The organism is Streptomyces sp. NPDC028331 (genome assembly GCF_055565775.1).
This window is the reverse complement of record NZ_JBVHTR010000004.1, coordinates 304,317-320,394: the sequence shown is the minus strand read 5'-3', so window position 1 is coordinate 320,394 and position 16,078 is coordinate 304,317. Positions and strand designations below refer to the sequence as shown.

Annotated in this window: 12 protein-coding genes and 1 pseudogene; 5 read left to right on the top strand and 8 right to left on the bottom strand. The window is 71.0% G+C overall.

The features are described from left to right. The 3 genes from ACZ4SW_RS07430 to panB all read right to left on the bottom strand — a co-directional run bounded on the left by ACZ4SW_RS07430 (position 1) and on the right by panB (position 3,083). The gene (locus ACZ4SW_RS07430; protein ID WP_468239119.1) at positions 1-819 is read right to left on the bottom strand and encodes an ABC transporter permease; all 819 of its coding nucleotides are present in this window, start codon (positions 817-819) and stop codon (positions 1-3) included. Next, a complete protein-coding gene (locus ACZ4SW_RS07425; RefSeq protein ID WP_468239116.1) occupies positions 816-1,841 on the bottom strand; it encodes an ATP-binding cassette domain-containing protein in 1,026 nt (341 codons plus the stop codon). Before ACZ4SW_RS07425 ends, ACZ4SW_RS07430 begins: the two co-directional genes overlap by 4 nt. A gap of 354 nt (positions 1,842-2,195) precedes the next feature. After that, entirely contained in the window at positions 2,196-3,083 is an 888-nt protein-coding gene (gene panB, locus ACZ4SW_RS07420) for a 3-methyl-2-oxobutanoate hydroxymethyltransferase (protein ID WP_468239114.1), read from the bottom strand. A gap of 264 nt (positions 3,084-3,347) precedes the next feature. Between panB and ACZ4SW_RS07415 the strand changes: the two genes are divergently transcribed. From ACZ4SW_RS07415 to ACZ4SW_RS07400, 4 genes and pseudogenes are all read left to right on the top strand, one after another. Continuing rightward, on the top strand, positions 3,348-4,940 hold the full coding sequence (locus ACZ4SW_RS07415; RefSeq protein WP_468239112.1) for an MFS transporter: 1,593 nt from the start codon (positions 3,348-3,350) through the stop codon (positions 4,938-4,940). A 92-nt stretch (positions 4,941-5,032) separates the two neighbouring features. After that, positions 5,033-5,662 carry a TetR/AcrR family transcriptional regulator gene (locus ACZ4SW_RS07410; RefSeq protein WP_468239110.1) on the top strand — a complete coding sequence of 210 codons (630 nt, stop codon included), beginning with the start codon at positions 5,033-5,035 and terminating at the stop codon, positions 5,660-5,662. Positions 5,663-5,977: 315 nt separating this feature from the next. Then, positions 5,978-6,953: pseudogene (locus ACZ4SW_RS07405) on the top strand (endonuclease/exonuclease/phosphatase family protein). A gap of 86 nt (positions 6,954-7,039) precedes the next feature. Continuing rightward, positions 7,040-8,257, top strand: a complete 1,218-nt coding sequence (locus ACZ4SW_RS07400) for an MFS transporter (protein WP_468239107.1) — start codon at positions 7,040-7,042, stop codon at positions 8,255-8,257. A gap of 105 nt (positions 8,258-8,362) precedes the next feature. Here the strand turns inward: ACZ4SW_RS07400 and ACZ4SW_RS07395 are convergent, their stop codons facing one another. From ACZ4SW_RS07395 to ACZ4SW_RS07380, 4 genes are all read right to left on the bottom strand, one after another. Next, positions 8,363-10,444: an NAD(+) synthase gene (locus ACZ4SW_RS07395; RefSeq protein ID WP_468239104.1), complete on the bottom strand. Its 2,082-nt coding sequence runs from the start codon at positions 10,442-10,444 to the stop codon at positions 8,363-8,365. 126 nt (positions 10,445-10,570) lie between these two features. Next, the gene (locus ACZ4SW_RS07390; protein WP_468239101.1) at positions 10,571-12,511 is read right to left on the bottom strand and encodes a S53 family peptidase; all 1,941 of its coding nucleotides are present in this window, start codon (positions 12,509-12,511) and stop codon (positions 10,571-10,573) included. Between the two features lie 316 nt (positions 12,512-12,827). Continuing rightward, entirely contained in the window at positions 12,828-13,457 is a 630-nt protein-coding gene (locus ACZ4SW_RS07385) for a DUF305 domain-containing protein (RefSeq protein ID WP_468239098.1), read from the bottom strand. Next, positions 13,454-14,140 (bottom strand): DUF3105 domain-containing protein, encoded by a 687-nt coding sequence (locus ACZ4SW_RS07380; protein ID WP_468239095.1) that lies wholly within the window; start codon positions 14,138-14,140, stop codon positions 13,454-13,456. Before ACZ4SW_RS07380 ends, ACZ4SW_RS07385 begins: the two co-directional genes overlap by 4 nt. 161 nt (positions 14,141-14,301) lie before the next feature. Between ACZ4SW_RS07380 and ACZ4SW_RS07375 the strand changes: the two genes are divergently transcribed. Continuing rightward, positions 14,302-14,742, top strand: coding sequence for an RrF2 family transcriptional regulator (locus ACZ4SW_RS07375; RefSeq protein WP_468239093.1), 441 nt, complete (start codon positions 14,302-14,304; stop codon positions 14,740-14,742). Here the strand turns inward: ACZ4SW_RS07375 and ACZ4SW_RS07370 are convergent. After that, positions 14,733-15,914 (bottom strand): globin domain-containing protein, encoded by a 1,182-nt coding sequence (locus ACZ4SW_RS07370; RefSeq protein ID WP_468239090.1) that lies wholly within the window; start codon positions 15,912-15,914, stop codon positions 14,733-14,735. The genes ACZ4SW_RS07375 and ACZ4SW_RS07370 overlap by 10 nt on opposite strands. Positions 15,915-16,078 lie beyond the last annotated feature (164 nt).

Here is a 16,078-nt window from a genome sequence, read left to right as displayed (position 1 = left end):
TCAGCTCTTGTTGTTGAACTTGCGGATCGCGATCGGCGCCATGACCAGCGTGAGGACGACCGACCAGGCCAGGGTCATCAGCACGTCGTGGGCTACCGGGCCCCCGTTCATCAGGCCCCGGGCGGCGTCCGCGAGCGTCGACAGCGGGTTGTAGTCGGTGAAGGCCTGCAGCCAGCCCGGCATGGTCTTGGTCGGGGCGAAGATCGACGAACCGAACTGCAGCGGCATCAGCACGAGAAACCCCATCCCTTGGACGGCCTGGGCGCTCTTGAGCACCACGCCCAGGGTCAGGAAGATCCACATGACCCCGAATCCGAAGAGGACCGACAGACCGATCGCCGCGAACAGGCCCGGGACGTTCGACACCGACAGGCCGAGCAGGAAGCCCACCGCCAGCAGGATCGCCGTGGCGAACAGCATCCGCCCGAGCTCCACCGCGATCTTCGCGATCAGGACGGAGGCCCGGCTGATCGGCAGGGACCGGAAGCGGTCCATCACGCCCTTGTGGAAGTCCTCGTTGAATCCCGTGCCCACGCCCTGCGCGATGTTCATGCCCATCATCGCCATCAGGCCGGGGACCACGTAGTTGACGTACGCGTGCCGGTTGTGGGTGCCCGCGATGGCGCCGCCGAAGACGAACACGAACAGCAGACAGAAGATGATCGGGAACAGGACGGCGTCGAACATGGACTCCGGGTCCTGCCGGATCCACAGCAGGTTGCGGCGGACCAGCGCGCCGATGTGGCGCAGGTTGGAGCGCAGTCCGATGCGGTCTTCGGGGACCGGGGCGGCGGGTGCGGTCAAGGTGGTGGCGCTCATGCGGCGACCTCCTCACGGGCGGGGGACGCGTCCTGCGCGGCACCGGCCTTGTGGCCGGTGAGGGACAGGAACACCTCGTCCAGGCTGGGCAGTTCGGTGGCGATGCCGGCGAGCGTGACGCCGCGGGCGGTGAGCGCGCCGACCACCGCGGTCAGCTGCTCGTCGCTGAGGATGGGCACGAGGACGGTGCCGGTCTCGGCGTCCACGGTCGCGTGGCCGGGACCGGTGAGGCCGAACTCGTCGAGCGCCGCGGCCGTCGGGCGCAGCTCCGCCCGGTCGGCCGGGCGGATCCGCAGCGTACGGCCGCCGACCTTGGCCTTCAGCTCGTCGATGGCGCCGCCCGCGATGACCTTGCCGCGGTCGATGACGGTGAGCTCGGAGGCGAGCTGCTCGGCCTCCTCCATGTACTGGGTGGTGAGCAGCACGGTCACGCCCTCGGCGACCATCCGCTTGACCTCGGCCCAGACCTCGTTCCGGGTGCGCGGGTCGAGGCCGGTGGTCGGCTCGTCCAGGTAGAGCACCGCCGGGTGCCCGATCATGGAGGCGGCGAGGTCCAGGCGTCGGCGCATACCGCCGGAGTACGTGGACGCCGGGCGCTTCGCGGCCTCGGCGAGCGAGAACCGCTCCAGCAGCCCCTCGGCCCGGGCGCGGGCCTCCTTGCGGGACAGGTCGAGAAGCCGGCCGATCATGTACAGGTTCTCGAAGCCGGAGAGCTTCTCGTCCACGGAGGCGTACTGGCCGGTGAGGCCTATCACACGGCGTGTCTGCCGAGGCTGCCGTACGACGTCGTAGCCGGCGACCACGGCGTGGCCGGCGTCGGGTGTGATGAGGGTGGACAGGCAGCGCACGAGGGTGGTCTTGCCGGCGCCGTTCGGCCCCAGCACGCCGAGGACGGTGCCCTCGCGCACATCGAGGTCGACGCCGTCCAGCGCCTTGGTCTCGCCGTAGTGCTTGACCAGCCCCCGTACGGTGACAGCCGCGTCCGGTGCGGCGTCGATCGGGTTGTCGTCGATTCGCGTCATGCCACGAAGGTGTCAGCCCCCACCGACAAACGACCGACAGCGCACCTACAGCCGCCGACGGACCGCTGACAGCCCCCCTGGCCGCCGACAGCACCGACGACTCCCCGACGAACCCCGCAACCATCGATGGGGAACCACGACGGCCGGCGACCACGTCCGCGAGAGCGGCGCCGGTTCAGGCGCCCAGGCGGCAAGCAGCCCGCCGACGGGGGAAGATCGGCGGGCTGCCGCGCGCCCCGCGGGTGGGGCGCCCTGTAAGGGGGTGCGGGGCAGTGGCGCTGTGCGGTTTCGCCGCGAGGGCTCGTCCGGCCACGGGCGGCCCGCAGTGCTCCTACTGCCGCACCCCGCAGTGGGTCAGTGCACGGAGTGCTCCTCGAGCGGGAACGTCCCGCCCACCACGTCCTCGGCGAACGCCTTGGCCGCGTCGCCGATGACCTGCCGCAGGACCGCGTACTTCTTCACGAACTTCGGCACCCGCCCTCCGGTCAGCCCGAGCATGTCGGTCCACACCAGCACCTGCGCGTCCGTGTCCGGACCGGCCCCGATGCCGACCGTCGGAATGTGCAGCACCCGCGTCACCTCGGCCGCCAGCTCCGCCGGTACCAGCTCCAGGACGACCGCGAACGCGCCGGCGTCCTGCACGGCCTTGGCGTCCCGCAGGAGCTGCGCGGCCGCCTCCTCGCCGCGGCCCTGCACGCGGTACCCCATGGCGTTCACGGACTGCGGGGTCAGGCCGATGTGCGCCATGACCGGGATGCCGGACTCCACCAGCAGCTCGATCTGGCGGTGCGAACGCTCGCCGCCCTCCAGCTTCACCGCGCCGACCCCGGCCTCCTTCACCAGCCGGGTGGCCGAGCGCAGCGCCTGCACCGGGCCCTCCTGGTACGAGCCGAAGGGCAGGTCGCCGACGATCAGGGCGCGCCTGGTGCCCCGTACGACCGCGGCGGAGAGCATGGTCATCTCGTCGAGGGTGACGGGCACGGTCGTCTCGTACCCCAGGTGGCAGTTGCCCGCCGAGTCGCCGACGAGCATGACCGGGATGCCGGCCTCGTCGAACACGGAGGCGGTCATCGCGTCGTAGGCGGTGAGCATGGGCCACTTCTCGCCGCGCTCCTTGGCGGCGGTGATGTCGCGCACGGTGATGCGGCGGGAGCTCTTCCCCCCGTACAGCGCCTTGCTGCTGTCGGAGGCCTTGAGCGAGCCCTGAACGTGCTGCCCCTGGGCAGCCGGAAGCTGCGTCATCGCAACGGCTCCTTCTGTCATCTCGAGGCGCCCTGACGGCGTCCCCGGACCACCCCCATGGTGGCACCTCGTGCCACGCGCGGCTAGGGCAGGGGCGGGCCCCGGGGCGCGGTGGGGTGAGGGGCGGCGGCTCAACCTCAGGGGCGGGTCCTGCGTCTCCCGCCTCGGGCCGCTTCACACGTGACCCAGGTCTCTTCTTAAGGACTGCGTAAAGAGATCCGATACGAGACCGTTCCGTATCGAAAGTCGCCTAGGCTCGCTCATATGACTTCCGCTGCTGCCCCTGTCGAACGGCGGGTGCCCGAGGCCGTGCACCGGCGCCGGTGGGCCATCCTCGGCGTGCTGATGCTCAGCCTGCTGATCGTGGTGCTCGACAACTCCATCCTCAACGTCGCCATCAAGACGATCTCCACCCCCGCGCCGACCGGCCTCGGCGCCACGCAGAGCGAGCTGGAGTGGGCGATCAACGCCTACACGCTCGTCTTCGCCGGGCTGCTGTTCACCGCGGGGCTGCTGGGCGACCGCCTGGGCCGCAAGAGGGCGCTGCTGGCCGGTCTCGTGGTGTTCGGCGTGGGGTCGGCGCTCGCCGCCGAGTCGAGTTCACCCGATCAGCTGATTGCGTTCCGCGCGCTCATGGCTCTCGGGGCGGCCTTCGTGATGCCGGCCACGCTCGCCGTGCTCATGAACGTCTTCGAGCGCGACGAGCAGCCCAAGGCCATCGGCATCTGGGCCGGCGGCGTCGGTCTCGCCATCGCCATAGGCCCGATCACCGGCGGGCTGCTGCTCGACCACTTCTGGTGGGGCTCCGTCTTCCTGGTCAACGTGCCGATCGTGATCCTGGCGTTCGTCCTGATGATCTGGCTGGTCCCCGACTCCCGCGACCCCAACCCGGGCCGGATCGACCCCATCGGCGTGGTGCTGTCCGTCGTCGGCCTGGTCCTGCTCGTCTACGGCATCATCAAGGGCGGCCAGCTCGCCGACTTCACCGACGCCAAGGTGCTCGGGACCATACTGGCCGGTCTCGCCGTCCTCGCGATCTTCGTCGTGTTCGAGAAGCGCAGCGACCACCCGTCCATCGACGTCACCTACTTCAAGAACAAGGTCTTCTCCTCCGCCATCGCCGCGATCTGCCTGGTGTTCTTCGCGCTGATGGGAGTGACCTTCTTCTCCGTCTTCTACATCCAGAGCGTGCGCGGCTACTCGCCGCTGCAGGCGGGTCTGCTGATGCTGCCGCTGGCCGCCGCGCAGCTCATTTTCGCGCCGCGCGCCCGGCTGCTGGTCGACCGGTTCGGCAACCGGGCCACGACCACCGCCGGCATGCTGATCATCGCCGCGATGCTCGCCGCGTTCGCCACGCTGGAGGCGGACACCCCGCTGTGGATCCTCGAGGTGGTGTTCTTCCTGATGGGCACCGGCATGGCCCACATCATGACCCCGACCAGCGTCGTCATCATGCAGGCCCTGCCGCGCGAGAAGGCCGGCTCCGCGTCCGCGCTCAGCAACACCTTCCGCCAGGTCGGCGGCGCGCTCGGCATCGCGGTCCTCGGCTCGGTCCTGTCGACGTCGTACCGCGACGGCATCCAGGACGAGCTGACGTTCCTGCCGGCCGGTGTACGCCACACCGCGGGCGAGTCCATCGAGGCGACCCTCGGCGTCGCCGCCAAGCTCGGCCCGCGGGGCAAGGCGCTCGTCTCCCCGGCCAACGACGCGTTCCTGCACGCCATGCACACCACCGCACTGTGGGGCGCGGCCGTCGCGGTGCTCGGCGCCGTCGTGGTCGCCCTGTTCCTGCCGGGGAAGGCTCCCGGGCCGCGGACCGGCACGGAGGAGCCGGAGCTGGTCGCGGCCGACCACTGACGGCACGTCAGGACGGGCACTCGGGGAGCCGGGTGCCCGTTGACGACACACAACGGGGGAACACCACGGCGCAGCCAAGGACGGAGTCGAACGTGAGCCTCGCCGGCAGCAGGCCCCGGACCCAGCACCAGGAGTGGCCCGCGCGCGGACGCCCGCGCAGCGAGGCCGTCGAACGGGCCATCATCGAGGGAGTGATGAAGCTCATGGAGGACGGCGTGTCCCTCACGGACCTCTCCATAGAGCGCATCGCCCGCACCGCGGGCGTCGGCAAGGCCACGATCTACCGGCGGTGGAACAACAAGGAGGACCTGTTCGTCGACGTCCTGCGCGCCGCCGACCCCGAGGAGCCCGAACTGCCGGGCACTTCGATGCGCGACGACCTGGTCATGCTCCTGGAGTGGCTGCGGCAGCGCGCCCTGGCCAGCCGCTCCTCGGCCATCCTGCGCAACGTGCACGCGCAGATGAAGACGAGCCCCAAGATCTGGGCCGCCTACCACTCCACCGTCATAGCACCCCGGCGCCGGCTCAGCTTCGACATCCTGCGCCGCGGACAGCGCGAGGGCGAGCTGCGCACGGACGTGGACATCGATCTGATGAACGACATGCTGATGGGCCCCATGCTCGTACGCTCCCTGCTGCGCCCGGAGGCGCCCCTCGAGGAGGGCTTGAGCGAGCGGATCGTCGACACGGTCCTGGAAGGCCTGCAGCCCGTCAGGTCGTGACGCGCCTGCAGCCCGTCAGGTCGTGACGCGCCTACAGCCCGTCAGATCGTAACGTCCGTGTGCCGGTTTCCCCGCGTCTGTGTGCGCGTTTCGTCACAGAAGGCCTCTGAGGCGCCCCCGTTCGGAACTTCGGACATCGCCTTCTTCGTCCTCGTGCGCGTACGGCCGCCATGGGGCGGCAGGGACGGAACCGATCATCCCCTAGGGTCGTTACCGCGGGGACGACGGTGTGCACGGCAAGGTGTGAGGCGACGGTATGGCGCAGGCGTACATGACGGAGACGGGTGGCGGCGGCACGAGGCCGGGCCGCGGAGGATCCCGGTTCCGGCGCCTGTACGACGGTCTGCGCGGCGACCGCGGCATCTGGCGCCGCGGCATCGTCCTGGCCGTCTTCGCGGTGCTCCTCGCGCTGGTGATGCTGCTGCACGCGCGGATCCCCAACAGGATCGGCAACACGGGCTCCCTGACGGAGACGTTCCTGCCGTGGCTCGGGATCGTGGGTGTGCCCCTGCTGCTGATCCTGGCGCTGCTGCGGAAGTCGGCGACGGCGCTGATCGCGGTGCTGGTGCCCGTGACGGTCTGGCTGAACCTCTTCGGCGGGCTGCTCGGCGACAAGAGCGGCAGCGGCGGCGACCTGACCGTCGCCACACACAACGTGAACGCCGACAACCCCGACCCGGCCGGCACCGCCCGGGACGTGGCCGCGTCCGGGGCGGACGTGCTGGCGCTGGAGGAGCTGAAGGCGTCCGCGGTGCCGGTGTACGAGCGGGCGCTGGCGTCGACGTACCGGTACCACTCGGTGCAGGGCACGGTCGGGCTGTGGAGCAAGTACCCGCTGAGCGGCGTCGAGCCCGTGGACATCAAGCTGGGCTGGACACGCGCGATGCGGGCCACCGTGGACACGCCGGAGGGGGAGATCGCCGTCTACGTCGCCCACATGCCCTCGGTGCGGGTGAAGCTGGCGGCCGGGTTCACGGCGCGGCAGCGGGACACCAGCGCGGACGCGCTCGGGGAGGCCATCGCCGGCGAGAAGCTGAACAAGGTGATCCTGCTCGGTGACCTGAACGGCACGATGAACGACCGCGCGCTCAACGCCGTCACCTCCCAGATGCGTTCCACGCAGGGCGCGGCCGGCAGCGGCTTCGGGTTCAGCTGGCCGGCGTCGTTCCCGATGGCGCGGATCGACCAGATCATGGTCAAGGGCATCGAACCGGTGAGTTCCTGGACGCTGCCGCGGACGGGGAGCGACCACCTGCCCGTGGCGGCTCGTGTGAACGTCACCACGTCTTAACCGCGCGGAATACTGGGCCTGGCAGCGTTTGTTCCGTAAGTGAACATACGCGTACTGACCTCGTTCGGAAAGGCACAGGCTCTTTTATGCCCCTGGCCCTGCTCGCCCTCGCCGTGGGCGCCTTCGGCATCGGAACAACCGAGTTCGTGATGATGGGCCTCCTGCCCAACGTCGCGGACGACCTGCACGTATCCATCCCCACCGCCGGGCACCTGGTCTCGGCGTACGCCCTGGGCGTGGTGATCGGCGCGCCGCTGCTCGCCGCGGTCACGGCGCGCATGTCCCGACGTACGGTCCTGATCGGGCTGATGGCCCTGTTCGTGCTGGGCAACGCGCTGTCGGCGCTGGCCCCCGGCTACGACTGGCTGCTGGCCGCCCGTTTCCTCAGCGGGCTGCCGCACGGCGCGTTCTTCGGCGTCGGCGCGGTCGTCGCCACCGGCCTGGTGGCACCCGAGCGCAAGGCCCGCTCCGTGTCGCTGATGTTCCTGGGCCTGACGGTCGCGAACATCGCGGGCGTGCCGGTCGCGACGCTGATGGGACAGCACCTGGGGTGGCGCGCGACCTTCCTCGGCGTGAGCGCGATCGGCCTGGCCGCGATCGCCTCCCTCCTCGTCCTGATCCCGCACGACCACACCCACGCCCCGGCCGGCGGTCTGCGCGGCGAACTGGCCGCCCTGCGCTCGCTGCCGGTGTGGCTGGCGCTGGGGACGACGGTGGCGGGCTTCGGCGCGCTGTTCTCGGCGTACAGCTATGTGACGCCGATGCTGACGGACGCGGCGGGCTACGCCGACTCGAGCGTGACGCTCCTGCTGGCTCTGTTCGGCGTGGGCGCGACCATCGGCAACCTGGTGGGCGGCCGGCTGGCGGACCACTCCCTGCGGGGCACGCTGTTCGGCGGCCTGACGTCCTTGGCGGCGGTGCTCGCCCTCTTCCCGCTGCTGATGAGCGCCCAGTGGAGCGCGGCCCTGGCGGTCACCCTGCTGGGCATGGCGGCCTTCGTCACCGGCTCGCCCCTGCAGCTCATGGTGATGGAGAAGGCGTCGGCGGCGCCGTCGCTGGCCTCCTCGGCGAACCAGGCGGCGTTCAACATGGCCAACGCGGGCGGAGCATGGATCGGCGGCCTCGCGCTGGCCGCGGGCTTCGGCGTGACGTCTCCGGCGGCGGCCGGGGCGGGGCTGGCGGTGCTCGGCCTGGCGGTGGCCGGCGTGGCCTACGCGGTCGACCGTCGCCGGGTCCCCGCCGTGGGGCGGGAGCGCGTGGTCGCCTCCCACGTCCCGCAGGAGGCGGAGGCGCTGCACCGCTGAGCTGTGCGCGCCACGACGAACACGACGAAGGGGTGCCCGGTGGTACCGGGCACCCCTTCGTCGTGTTCGTCGTGGCTGTCGCTCAGGCGGTCCCGCGCCGGCCGGTCACCGTGCCGTGTCCCCGGTGTTCTCGATGCCCTCGGCGTCCGGGGCGTCGAAGCGGGCGAGGTCGCGCAGCCAGGCCCGTGCGTTGCCGTCGGACGGCGCTCGCCAGTCGCCGCGCGGGGAGAGCGAGCCGCCGGCCGACACCTTCGGCCCGTTCGGCATGGCGGACCGCTTGAACTGCGCGAACGCGAAGAAACGACGGCAGAAGACCTCCAGCCAGTGCCGGATCTCCGGCAGGTCGTACGCCACCCGCTTGGCCTCGGGGAAGTTCGGCGGCCAGGCGCCGGCCTCCGCGTCGTGCCAGGCGTGCCAGGCCAGGAAGGCGATCTTCGACGGCCGGAAGCCGTAGCGCAGCACGTGGAAGAGCGTGAAGTCGTGCAGCGCGTACGGGCCGATCTTGGACTCGGTGGACTGCATCTCCTCGCCCGGCACCAGCTCCGGGCTGATCTCGGTGTCGAGGATCGCCGCGAGGGTCTTGCCGGTCTCCTCGTCGAACTGGCCGCTGCTGATGACCCAGCGGATCAGGTGCTGGATCAGCGTCTTCGGCACCCCGCCGTTGACGTTGTAGTGGCTCATCTGGTCGCCCACGCCGTACGTGGACCAGCCGAGCGCCAGCTCCGACAGGTCGCCGGTGCCCAGCACGATGCCGCCGCGCTGGTTGGCCAGCCGGAACAGGTAGTCGGTGCGCAGCCCGGCCTGCACGTTCTCGAAGGTGACGTCGTACACCGGCTCGCCGGAGGCGAAGGGGTGGCCCATCTCCTTCAGCATCAGCCGCGCGGTGGGCGTGATGTCGAGCTCGGCCGCGGTGACGCCGAGCGAGTTCATCAGCTTGTGGGCGTTGTCCTTGGTGTGGTCGCTGGTGGCGAAGCCGGGCAGCGTGAAGGCCAGGATGTCGCTGCGCGGGCGGCCCGCGCGGTCCATCGCCCGGGCGGCGACGATCAGCGCGTGCGTGGAGTCCAGGCCGCCGGAGACCCCGATGACCACCTTCGGGCCGCCGATCGCCGCGAGGCGCTGCTGGAGGCCCTCGACCTGGATGTTGTACGCCTCGTAGCAGTCCAGGGCGAGGCGGTCGGGGTCGGCCGGCACGAACGGGAAGCGCTCCAGGCGACGGCGCAGCCCCAGGTCGGTGAGCGGCGGATCGAGCTCGAAGGAGACGGTCCGGAAGTCGCCGGTCCGCGCGCGGTGCGTGCGGCGGTTGTCGTCGAACGTGCCCATCCGCTGCCGCTCCTGCCGCAGCAGGTCGAGGTCCACGTCGGCCACGGCGTGACTGTCACCGAGCGGGAACCGCTCGGTCTCGGCCAGCAGCACGCCGTTCTCGTAGATCATGGTCTGGCCGTCCCAGGACAGGTCCGTGGTCGACTCGCCGAGGCCGGCCGCCGCGTAGACGTACGCGGCGAGGCAGCGGGAGGACGCCGAGCGGCACAGCAGCTTGCGGTCCTCGGCCCGCCCGACCGTGATCGGGCTGCCCGAGAGGTTGACCAGCACGGTCGCACCGGCGAGGGCCGCCTCCGCGCTGGGCGGCACCGGCACCCACATGTCCTCGCAGATCTCCGCGTGCAGCACCAGGCCGGGAACGTCCTGAGCCTCGAACAGCAGATCCACGCCGAACGGTACGGCCTCGCCGCCGACCCGGATGGACCCGCCGCGCTCGTCGGCGCCGTCGCCGATCTGCCGGCGCTCGTAGAACTCCCGGTAGTTCGGCGGGTACGACTTGGGCACGACACCCAGGACGCGGCCGCGGTGCACGACCACCGCGCAGTTGTAGACCCGGTTGCGGTGGCGCAGCGGGGCGCCGACGACCAGGACCGGCAGCAGATCCGCCGACCCGGCCACCACCTCCTTCAGCGCCTCCTCGACCTGGTCGAGCAGCGCGTCCTGCAGCAGCAGGTCCTCGATCGAGTAGCCGCACAGCACCAGCTCCGGGAAGACGGCGACGGCGACCCCCTCCCCGGCGCACCGGCGCGCCTGGCGCAGGACCGCTTCGGCGTTGGCGTGCGGGTCCGCGATGACGGTGTGACCCGTACACGCGGCGACGCGTGCGAAGCCATGCTGATAGATCGACCAGAAGTTCAACGGAGGCACGGCGCCCAGTGTAATCGTCAGAGCGACGCGATGGGGGGTACGGAGTGTGCGCCACCTCACACACGGCGAAGGGGCGCGGGGTGGACCCACCCCGCGCCCCCTCAAGGTGCCGTTGCCGGCGGTGTCTCAGCGGCGCTTGTACGACTCGACGTATCCGGGAGCGGGCGAACCCACACCGGTGACGTCGTCGTAGCCCTTCACCGCGCTCAGCGAGCTGTCCTTGCCGAGGCTGCGGACCGAGGTGGCGAGGCCGCCCGTGGCGTCGTAGCCGTTGACGAAGTCGACGCGCGCCACGGCGAGACCGGAGCCCGTCGGGTTGTCCGTCACGTCGTGGTACGCCTTCGACCCGTACCTGGCGTAGATCTCCGGGTTGGCGAAGCCGATCGGCTGGCCGCCGCGGGCCTCCTGGGCCAGCGCCTGAACGGCGGCGATCACCGGCGCGGCGAGCGAGGTGCCGCCGATGCGGTACTCGTCGTACGCCTGGGTCTTGCCGTCGGGCAGGGTCTGCGTCTGGCCGACCAGGAAACCGGTGTTCGGGTCGGCGATCGCCGCGATGTCCGGGACGACGCGGTTGCCGGTGGCGCTGTTGGCGTTCGCCAGCGCGTCCGGGACGACGCCCTTCTGGTAGTAGGGCTCCGCCACGGTCTTGCTGGTGCCGCCGCCCGCGCCCGAGGTGAACGCGCCGGGGAAGTTGACCCAGCTCTTGCCGTCCGCGGACAGCGTGGCCTTGTCGGTGCCCCAGCCGGTCTCCCACTGGTACGTGTCGTTCTTGCCGACCGCCAGCGAGGTGCCGCCGACCGCCGTCACCCAGGCCGAGTTGGCCGGGGTGTCGACCTGCTTCGTACCGGTGTTGGCGACCTCGTCGCCGTTGTCGCCGGAGGAGAAGTAGAAGCCGATGCCCTCGACCGCGCCGAACTGGAAGACCTGGTCGTAGGCGGCCGCCAGGTCCGGCGTCTGGTTGGCCTCGATGTCGCCCCAGGAGTTGGAGACGATGTCGGCCAGGTGGTTGTCGACGACCTTGCTGAGCGAGTCGAGCAGGTCGTCGTCGTAGCAGGAGGCGGCGCCGACGTAGGTGACGTCGGCGGCGGGGGCGACCGCGTGCACGGCCTCGACGTCGAGCGTCTCCTCGCCGTACCAGCCGGCGGCCGAGCACTCCTTGGTCTTGGTGTACTGGTTCGGCAGCACCTGGTGGAGCTGGCCGGTGGTCCAGGCGGCGTCGCCGTGCTTCTTGGCGTAGGTGGCCGCGTCGAAGGCGATGGTCGGGGAGGCGTACGCGTCGGTGATCGCGACCCGCACCCCCTTGCCCGTGCGGGTGCCCGCGCCGTACGCGGCCCGGAGCTGCTTGCCCGTGTAGCCCTTGATCGCGTACGGGATCGTGTGGCCGTACGCGTCCGGCAGGGTCGTCGCGGTGTTCGAGCCGAAGTACGAGGAGAACGGCCCGGAGTTGCGGAAGACGGTCTCCGGCGGCGGAAGCTGGTCGTCGTGGTTCGCCTTGTGCGGGGCGTTGTCCAGGCCGGTGACGGTCAGGACGGCGCCCTTCACGGCGGCGGGGACGGAGACCGCCTGCGCCGGGGCCCGGTAAGTGGCCGAGCCCTTGGAGTAGTTGTGCAGCTGGGTGCCGAACGCCTTCTCGGCGGCGGCCACGTCACCGGAGACGGCGACGTAGTGGGGGGTGACCGCGGTGACCTTCAGGCCGGCCGACGTCAGCCAGGACTTGACGGCGGTCACCTGGGCCTTGGTGGCCCCGAAGCGGTCCTGCGCCTTCTTGGCGCTCAGGTACTTGCCGTACAGCGGCGAGTTGGGGTCGGACACGGCCTTGGCGTAGGCGGCCAGGCCCGCCGCGTCCTTGCCGGCCAGGTAGACCCGGGCCTTCACCTGGGCGCTGTTCGATGTCGCGCCCTTGTCCGCCTTGGCCGTGGCCCACAGCGGCTTGGTGCCCTTCAGTACGTCACGAGCGGGGCTGTCCGCGGCGTGCGCCGCGGGTATGCCCAGCGCCAGCGCGCCGGCGATCATGGGCAGTGTCGCTGCCATGCTCACAGCGCGCATCTTGGCGCGGTTGGATCTCATAGAACCCCCTGCGATGCGGTTCGCATGCATGTAGTGGTCGATACGTCATGCGGTCCGCGTGCCGGCCCGCGGCGGTTCGGCCGACCGTATGGATCACACGATGGGGGTCACTCTGTCGATGAACGGTTCATGCCAGGGGAATGAAAAAGCCAAGGAAACACCAAGTGGCCGGAGCTACTGGTGATTTGGGTGGGTTTGGACGTTCCCCGTGTGTTGCGGAAAGATTGCGATTGCCGGGATGCCCTTGCGGCGACCTCCGGCCCGTGCCGCTTTGTCGATATGTATGCAGGCCGGTGGTCATGCGCCGCCGGTCGCGTCAGGTGCGCGGCTCGGCTCCCCGTTCCTTGAGCATCGCCGTCATCAGCTCGATCTCCGACCGCTGTGCGTCGACCATGCCCTGCGCGAGTCTCTTCTCCACGCCGACCGTGCACTTGGCGACGCAGCCCTCGGCCATGTGGACGCCGCCCTTGTGATGGTCGGTCATCAGGCGCAGGTAGAAGACCTCGGCCTGCTCGCCGCTGAGTTCGCCCAGCTTCTTCAGCTCGTCGTCGGTCGCCATGCCCGGCATCAGCGCGCCGTCCCCGCCGGCGGCCGTGCCGCTCATGCCCATCCAGGTCATCGGCGGGTCGGAGGACACCTTCGGCAGCCCCCACAGGTCGAGCCAGCCCAGCAGCATGCCGCGCTGGTTGGCCTGCGTCTGCGCGATGTCGTACGCGAGCCGGCGCACCTCCTCGTTCCCGGTGCGGTCGCGCACGATGTACGACATCTCGACGGCCTGCTGGTGGTGGACCGCCATGTCCCGCGCGAAGCCGGCGTCCGCCGAGTCCGCCGCGGGCACCCGGATGGTCCTCGCCCCGCCGTCCTCGGCGGCCGCGTACGTGATCGCGCCGGCCGCGACGAGCGCCGCCGCCGAGGCCCCCGCGATCCAGCCGATGTGCCGGTTCACCGCATCGTCCCGCCGGTGCACGGGGCACCCGGCTCGGGCGTCTGCTCGCCCTGGACGTACGTCGCGAGGAACCTGTCGACGCCCGGGTCGTCGGCGCTCCGCACGGAGAGCTGGTGGCCCCACGCGGTGAGCATGATCGGGCTCGCCTGGTTCTCGTACGGACTCATCAGCGTGTACGGGGTCCTCCTCACCTTCGCCGCGAGCGCGGAGACGTCGGCCTTCGACGCCTGGCCGGTGTACGTCACCCATACCGCACCGTGCTCCAGCGAGTGCACGGCGTTCTCGTCCCTGACGGGCTCGGTGTAGACGGTGCCGTTGCAGTCCAGCCACACCGGGTTGTGGTCGCCGCCCACGGGCGGGCGCATCGGGTAGGGCACGCTCGTGGTGACGTGGGCGCGGGACAGCTTGCCCGTCCAGATCCGCACGCCGTCCTTGCCGGTGACGAAGTGGCCGGAGTCCCCGGAACTCCTCCCCGGGCCCTGCGCCCCGCTCGCCGCGGAGGCCCTGCTCCCGGACTGGGAGCCGGTGAGGACCACCCCGCCGGCGACGAGACCGGCGACGACGGCCAGGCTCGCCGCCGCCTTCGGGATCCGGGTCCGGCGCTCACGGATGCGTTCGGCGCGACGCGTCTGTTCCACGCGGGCCGTGCGCTCGGCGGAAGCGGAGGTGGGGGTGGCGCCCATGCGGGAATCCTTCGGGGGAAAAGGGATCTTAGGGACGCCTGATGCTAATGGGGCGGAGACCGCTCACCCGGGCAGCGCCACCCGAATGGCCGAAGAAGTGCCCGCGTCGGCCGTCGCGACGATAATTTGAACCGCAGATGCGCATTATCTAGGCTGGCGGCATGCGGCTGTTGCGCTCCACCGACCTGGCGCTGCGGGTCCTGATGCGACTCGCCGTCGCCGGCGACTCCACCCCCACGACCCGCGAGGTCGCGGCGGCCATGGACGTGCCGTACACGCATGCCGCGAAGGTCGTGGCCGAACTGACGCACATGGGACTGCTGGAGGCCCGCCGCGGCCGGGGCGGCGGGCTCACCCTCACCGGGGCCGGGCGCACCGCGTCGGTCGGCGCGGTCGTGCGCCGCTTCGAGGGGGACGGCGACGTCGTCGACTGCGAGGGCGCCACGCCCTGCCCCCTGCACACCGGCTGCCGGCTGCGGGGGGCGCTGCGCCGGGCCCAGGAGGCGTTCTTCGCCTCGCTGGACCCGGTGACGGTCGAGGACGTGGTCGCGGCGCCGACGGGGCCGCTCCTGCTGGGGATATCCCCCGCGCCTCAGCCCTGAGCGAGCCAGAGGTCCGGGCCGAACACTTCGTAGTGGACGTCGGCCGGAGCCACGCCCTTCTCGATGAGCTGGGCGCGCACCGCGCGCATGAAGGGCAGCGGACCGCACAGGTACGCGCGCGTGCCCGAGGCGACCGGGACCGGGGACAGGTCGACGAGGCCGGTGTGCGCGGACTCGGGGGCGTCCTGCTCGTACCAGAAGTGCACGGCGGCGTCCGGCAGCTTGGCCGCGAAGCCCTGGTGGTCGGTGCGCAGGGCGTGCGTGGCGGGGGAGCGGTCGGCGTGCACCACGGTGACCGGGCCGCGGTGGCCGGTGCGGGCGAGCTGCTCCAGCATGGCGATCATCGGGGTGACGCCGATGCCGGCGGAGGCCAGCAGCAGGGGCGCGTCGGTGGCGTCCAGGGTCAGGTCGCCGTAGGGGGCGGACAGCTCCAGGGTGTCGCCCTCACGCACGCGCGCGTGGAGGTGACCGGAGACCTCGCCGTCGGGCGTGTCGCCGCCCTGCACCCGCTTGACGCTGATCTGGCGCACCGGGGAGTCGGGCGCGGCGGACAGGCTGTACTGGCGGATCTGCCGGGCGCCGTCCGGAAGTTCGACGCGGACGGAGACGTACTGGCCCGGGCGGAAGTCGGGGACCGGCCCGTCGTCGGCCGGGCGGAGCTGGAAGGTGGCGACGTCCGCCGTCTCCTCGACGCGCCCCACGACCCGCCAGGTGCGCCATCCGCTCTGGCCGCTCGCCGCGTACAGCCGCCTCTCGATCGCGATCAGCGCGTTCGCCATCAGCCAGTAGACCTCGTCCCAGGCGGCGGCGACCTCGGGGGTGACCGCGTCGCCGAGGACCTCGGCGATGGCCGCGAACAGGTGCTGGTGGACGACCTCGTACTGCTCGGGGGCGACGCCCAGCGAGGCGTGCTTGTGGGCGATGCGGCCCAGCATCACGTCGGGGCGCTCGTCCGGGTGCTCCAGCAGGTGCGTGGCGAACGCGGCGATCGAGCCCGCCAGGGCCTGCTTCTGGGCGCCGGAGGCCTGGTTGCCGCGGTTGAACAGGTCCCGCAGCAGTTCGGGGTGGGCGGCGAAGAGCCGGGCGTAGAAGCGCTCGGTGATGTCGCCGATCGCGGCGCCGACGGCGGGAAGGGTGGCGCGGACGGTGGCCGCGGACTGCTCGGACAGCATCGGGACTCCTTGCAACTCGACTGATCGGAACGCTATGAAAACTTGCATATGAGATGCAAATTTAACGGCGTGGTGTCCCTCACTTCGCGTACCGGACCGGCCATTACGGATGCCGGCCCGAACAGGCAAGATGGGCGTCAGAGCAGGACACCTGCCGTATGCGG

Excerpts from the sequence above, each read along its gene's own strand:
- ACZ4SW_RS07430 (WP_468239119.1), bottom strand. The coding sequence starts at position 819 with ATGAGCGCCACCACCTTGACCGCACCCGCCGCCCCGGTCCCCGAAGAC.
- ACZ4SW_RS07425 (WP_468239116.1), bottom strand. The coding sequence starts at position 1,841 with ATGACGCGAATCGACGACAACCCGATCGACGCCGCACCGGACGCGGCT.
- panB (WP_468239114.1), bottom strand. The coding sequence starts at position 3,083 with ATGACGCAGCTTCCGGCTGCCCAGGGGCAGCACGTTCAGGGCTCGCTC.
- ACZ4SW_RS07415 (WP_468239112.1), top strand. The coding sequence starts at position 3,348 with ATGACTTCCGCTGCTGCCCCTGTCGAACGGCGGGTGCCCGAGGCCGTG.
- ACZ4SW_RS07400 (WP_468239107.1), top strand. The coding sequence starts at position 7,040 with ATGCCCCTGGCCCTGCTCGCCCTCGCCGTGGGCGCCTTCGGCATCGGA.
- ACZ4SW_RS07390 (WP_468239101.1), bottom strand. The coding sequence starts at position 12,511 with ATGAGATCCAACCGCGCCAAGATGCGCGCTGTGAGCATGGCAGCGACA.
- ACZ4SW_RS07380 (WP_468239095.1), bottom strand. The coding sequence starts at position 14,140 with ATGGGCGCCACCCCCACCTCCGCTTCCGCCGAGCGCACGGCCCGCGTG.
- ACZ4SW_RS07375 (WP_468239093.1), top strand. The coding sequence starts at position 14,302 with ATGCGGCTGTTGCGCTCCACCGACCTGGCGCTGCGGGTCCTGATGCGA.
- ACZ4SW_RS07370 (WP_468239090.1), bottom strand. The coding sequence starts at position 15,914 with ATGCTGTCCGAGCAGTCCGCGGCCACCGTCCGCGCCACCCTTCCCGCC.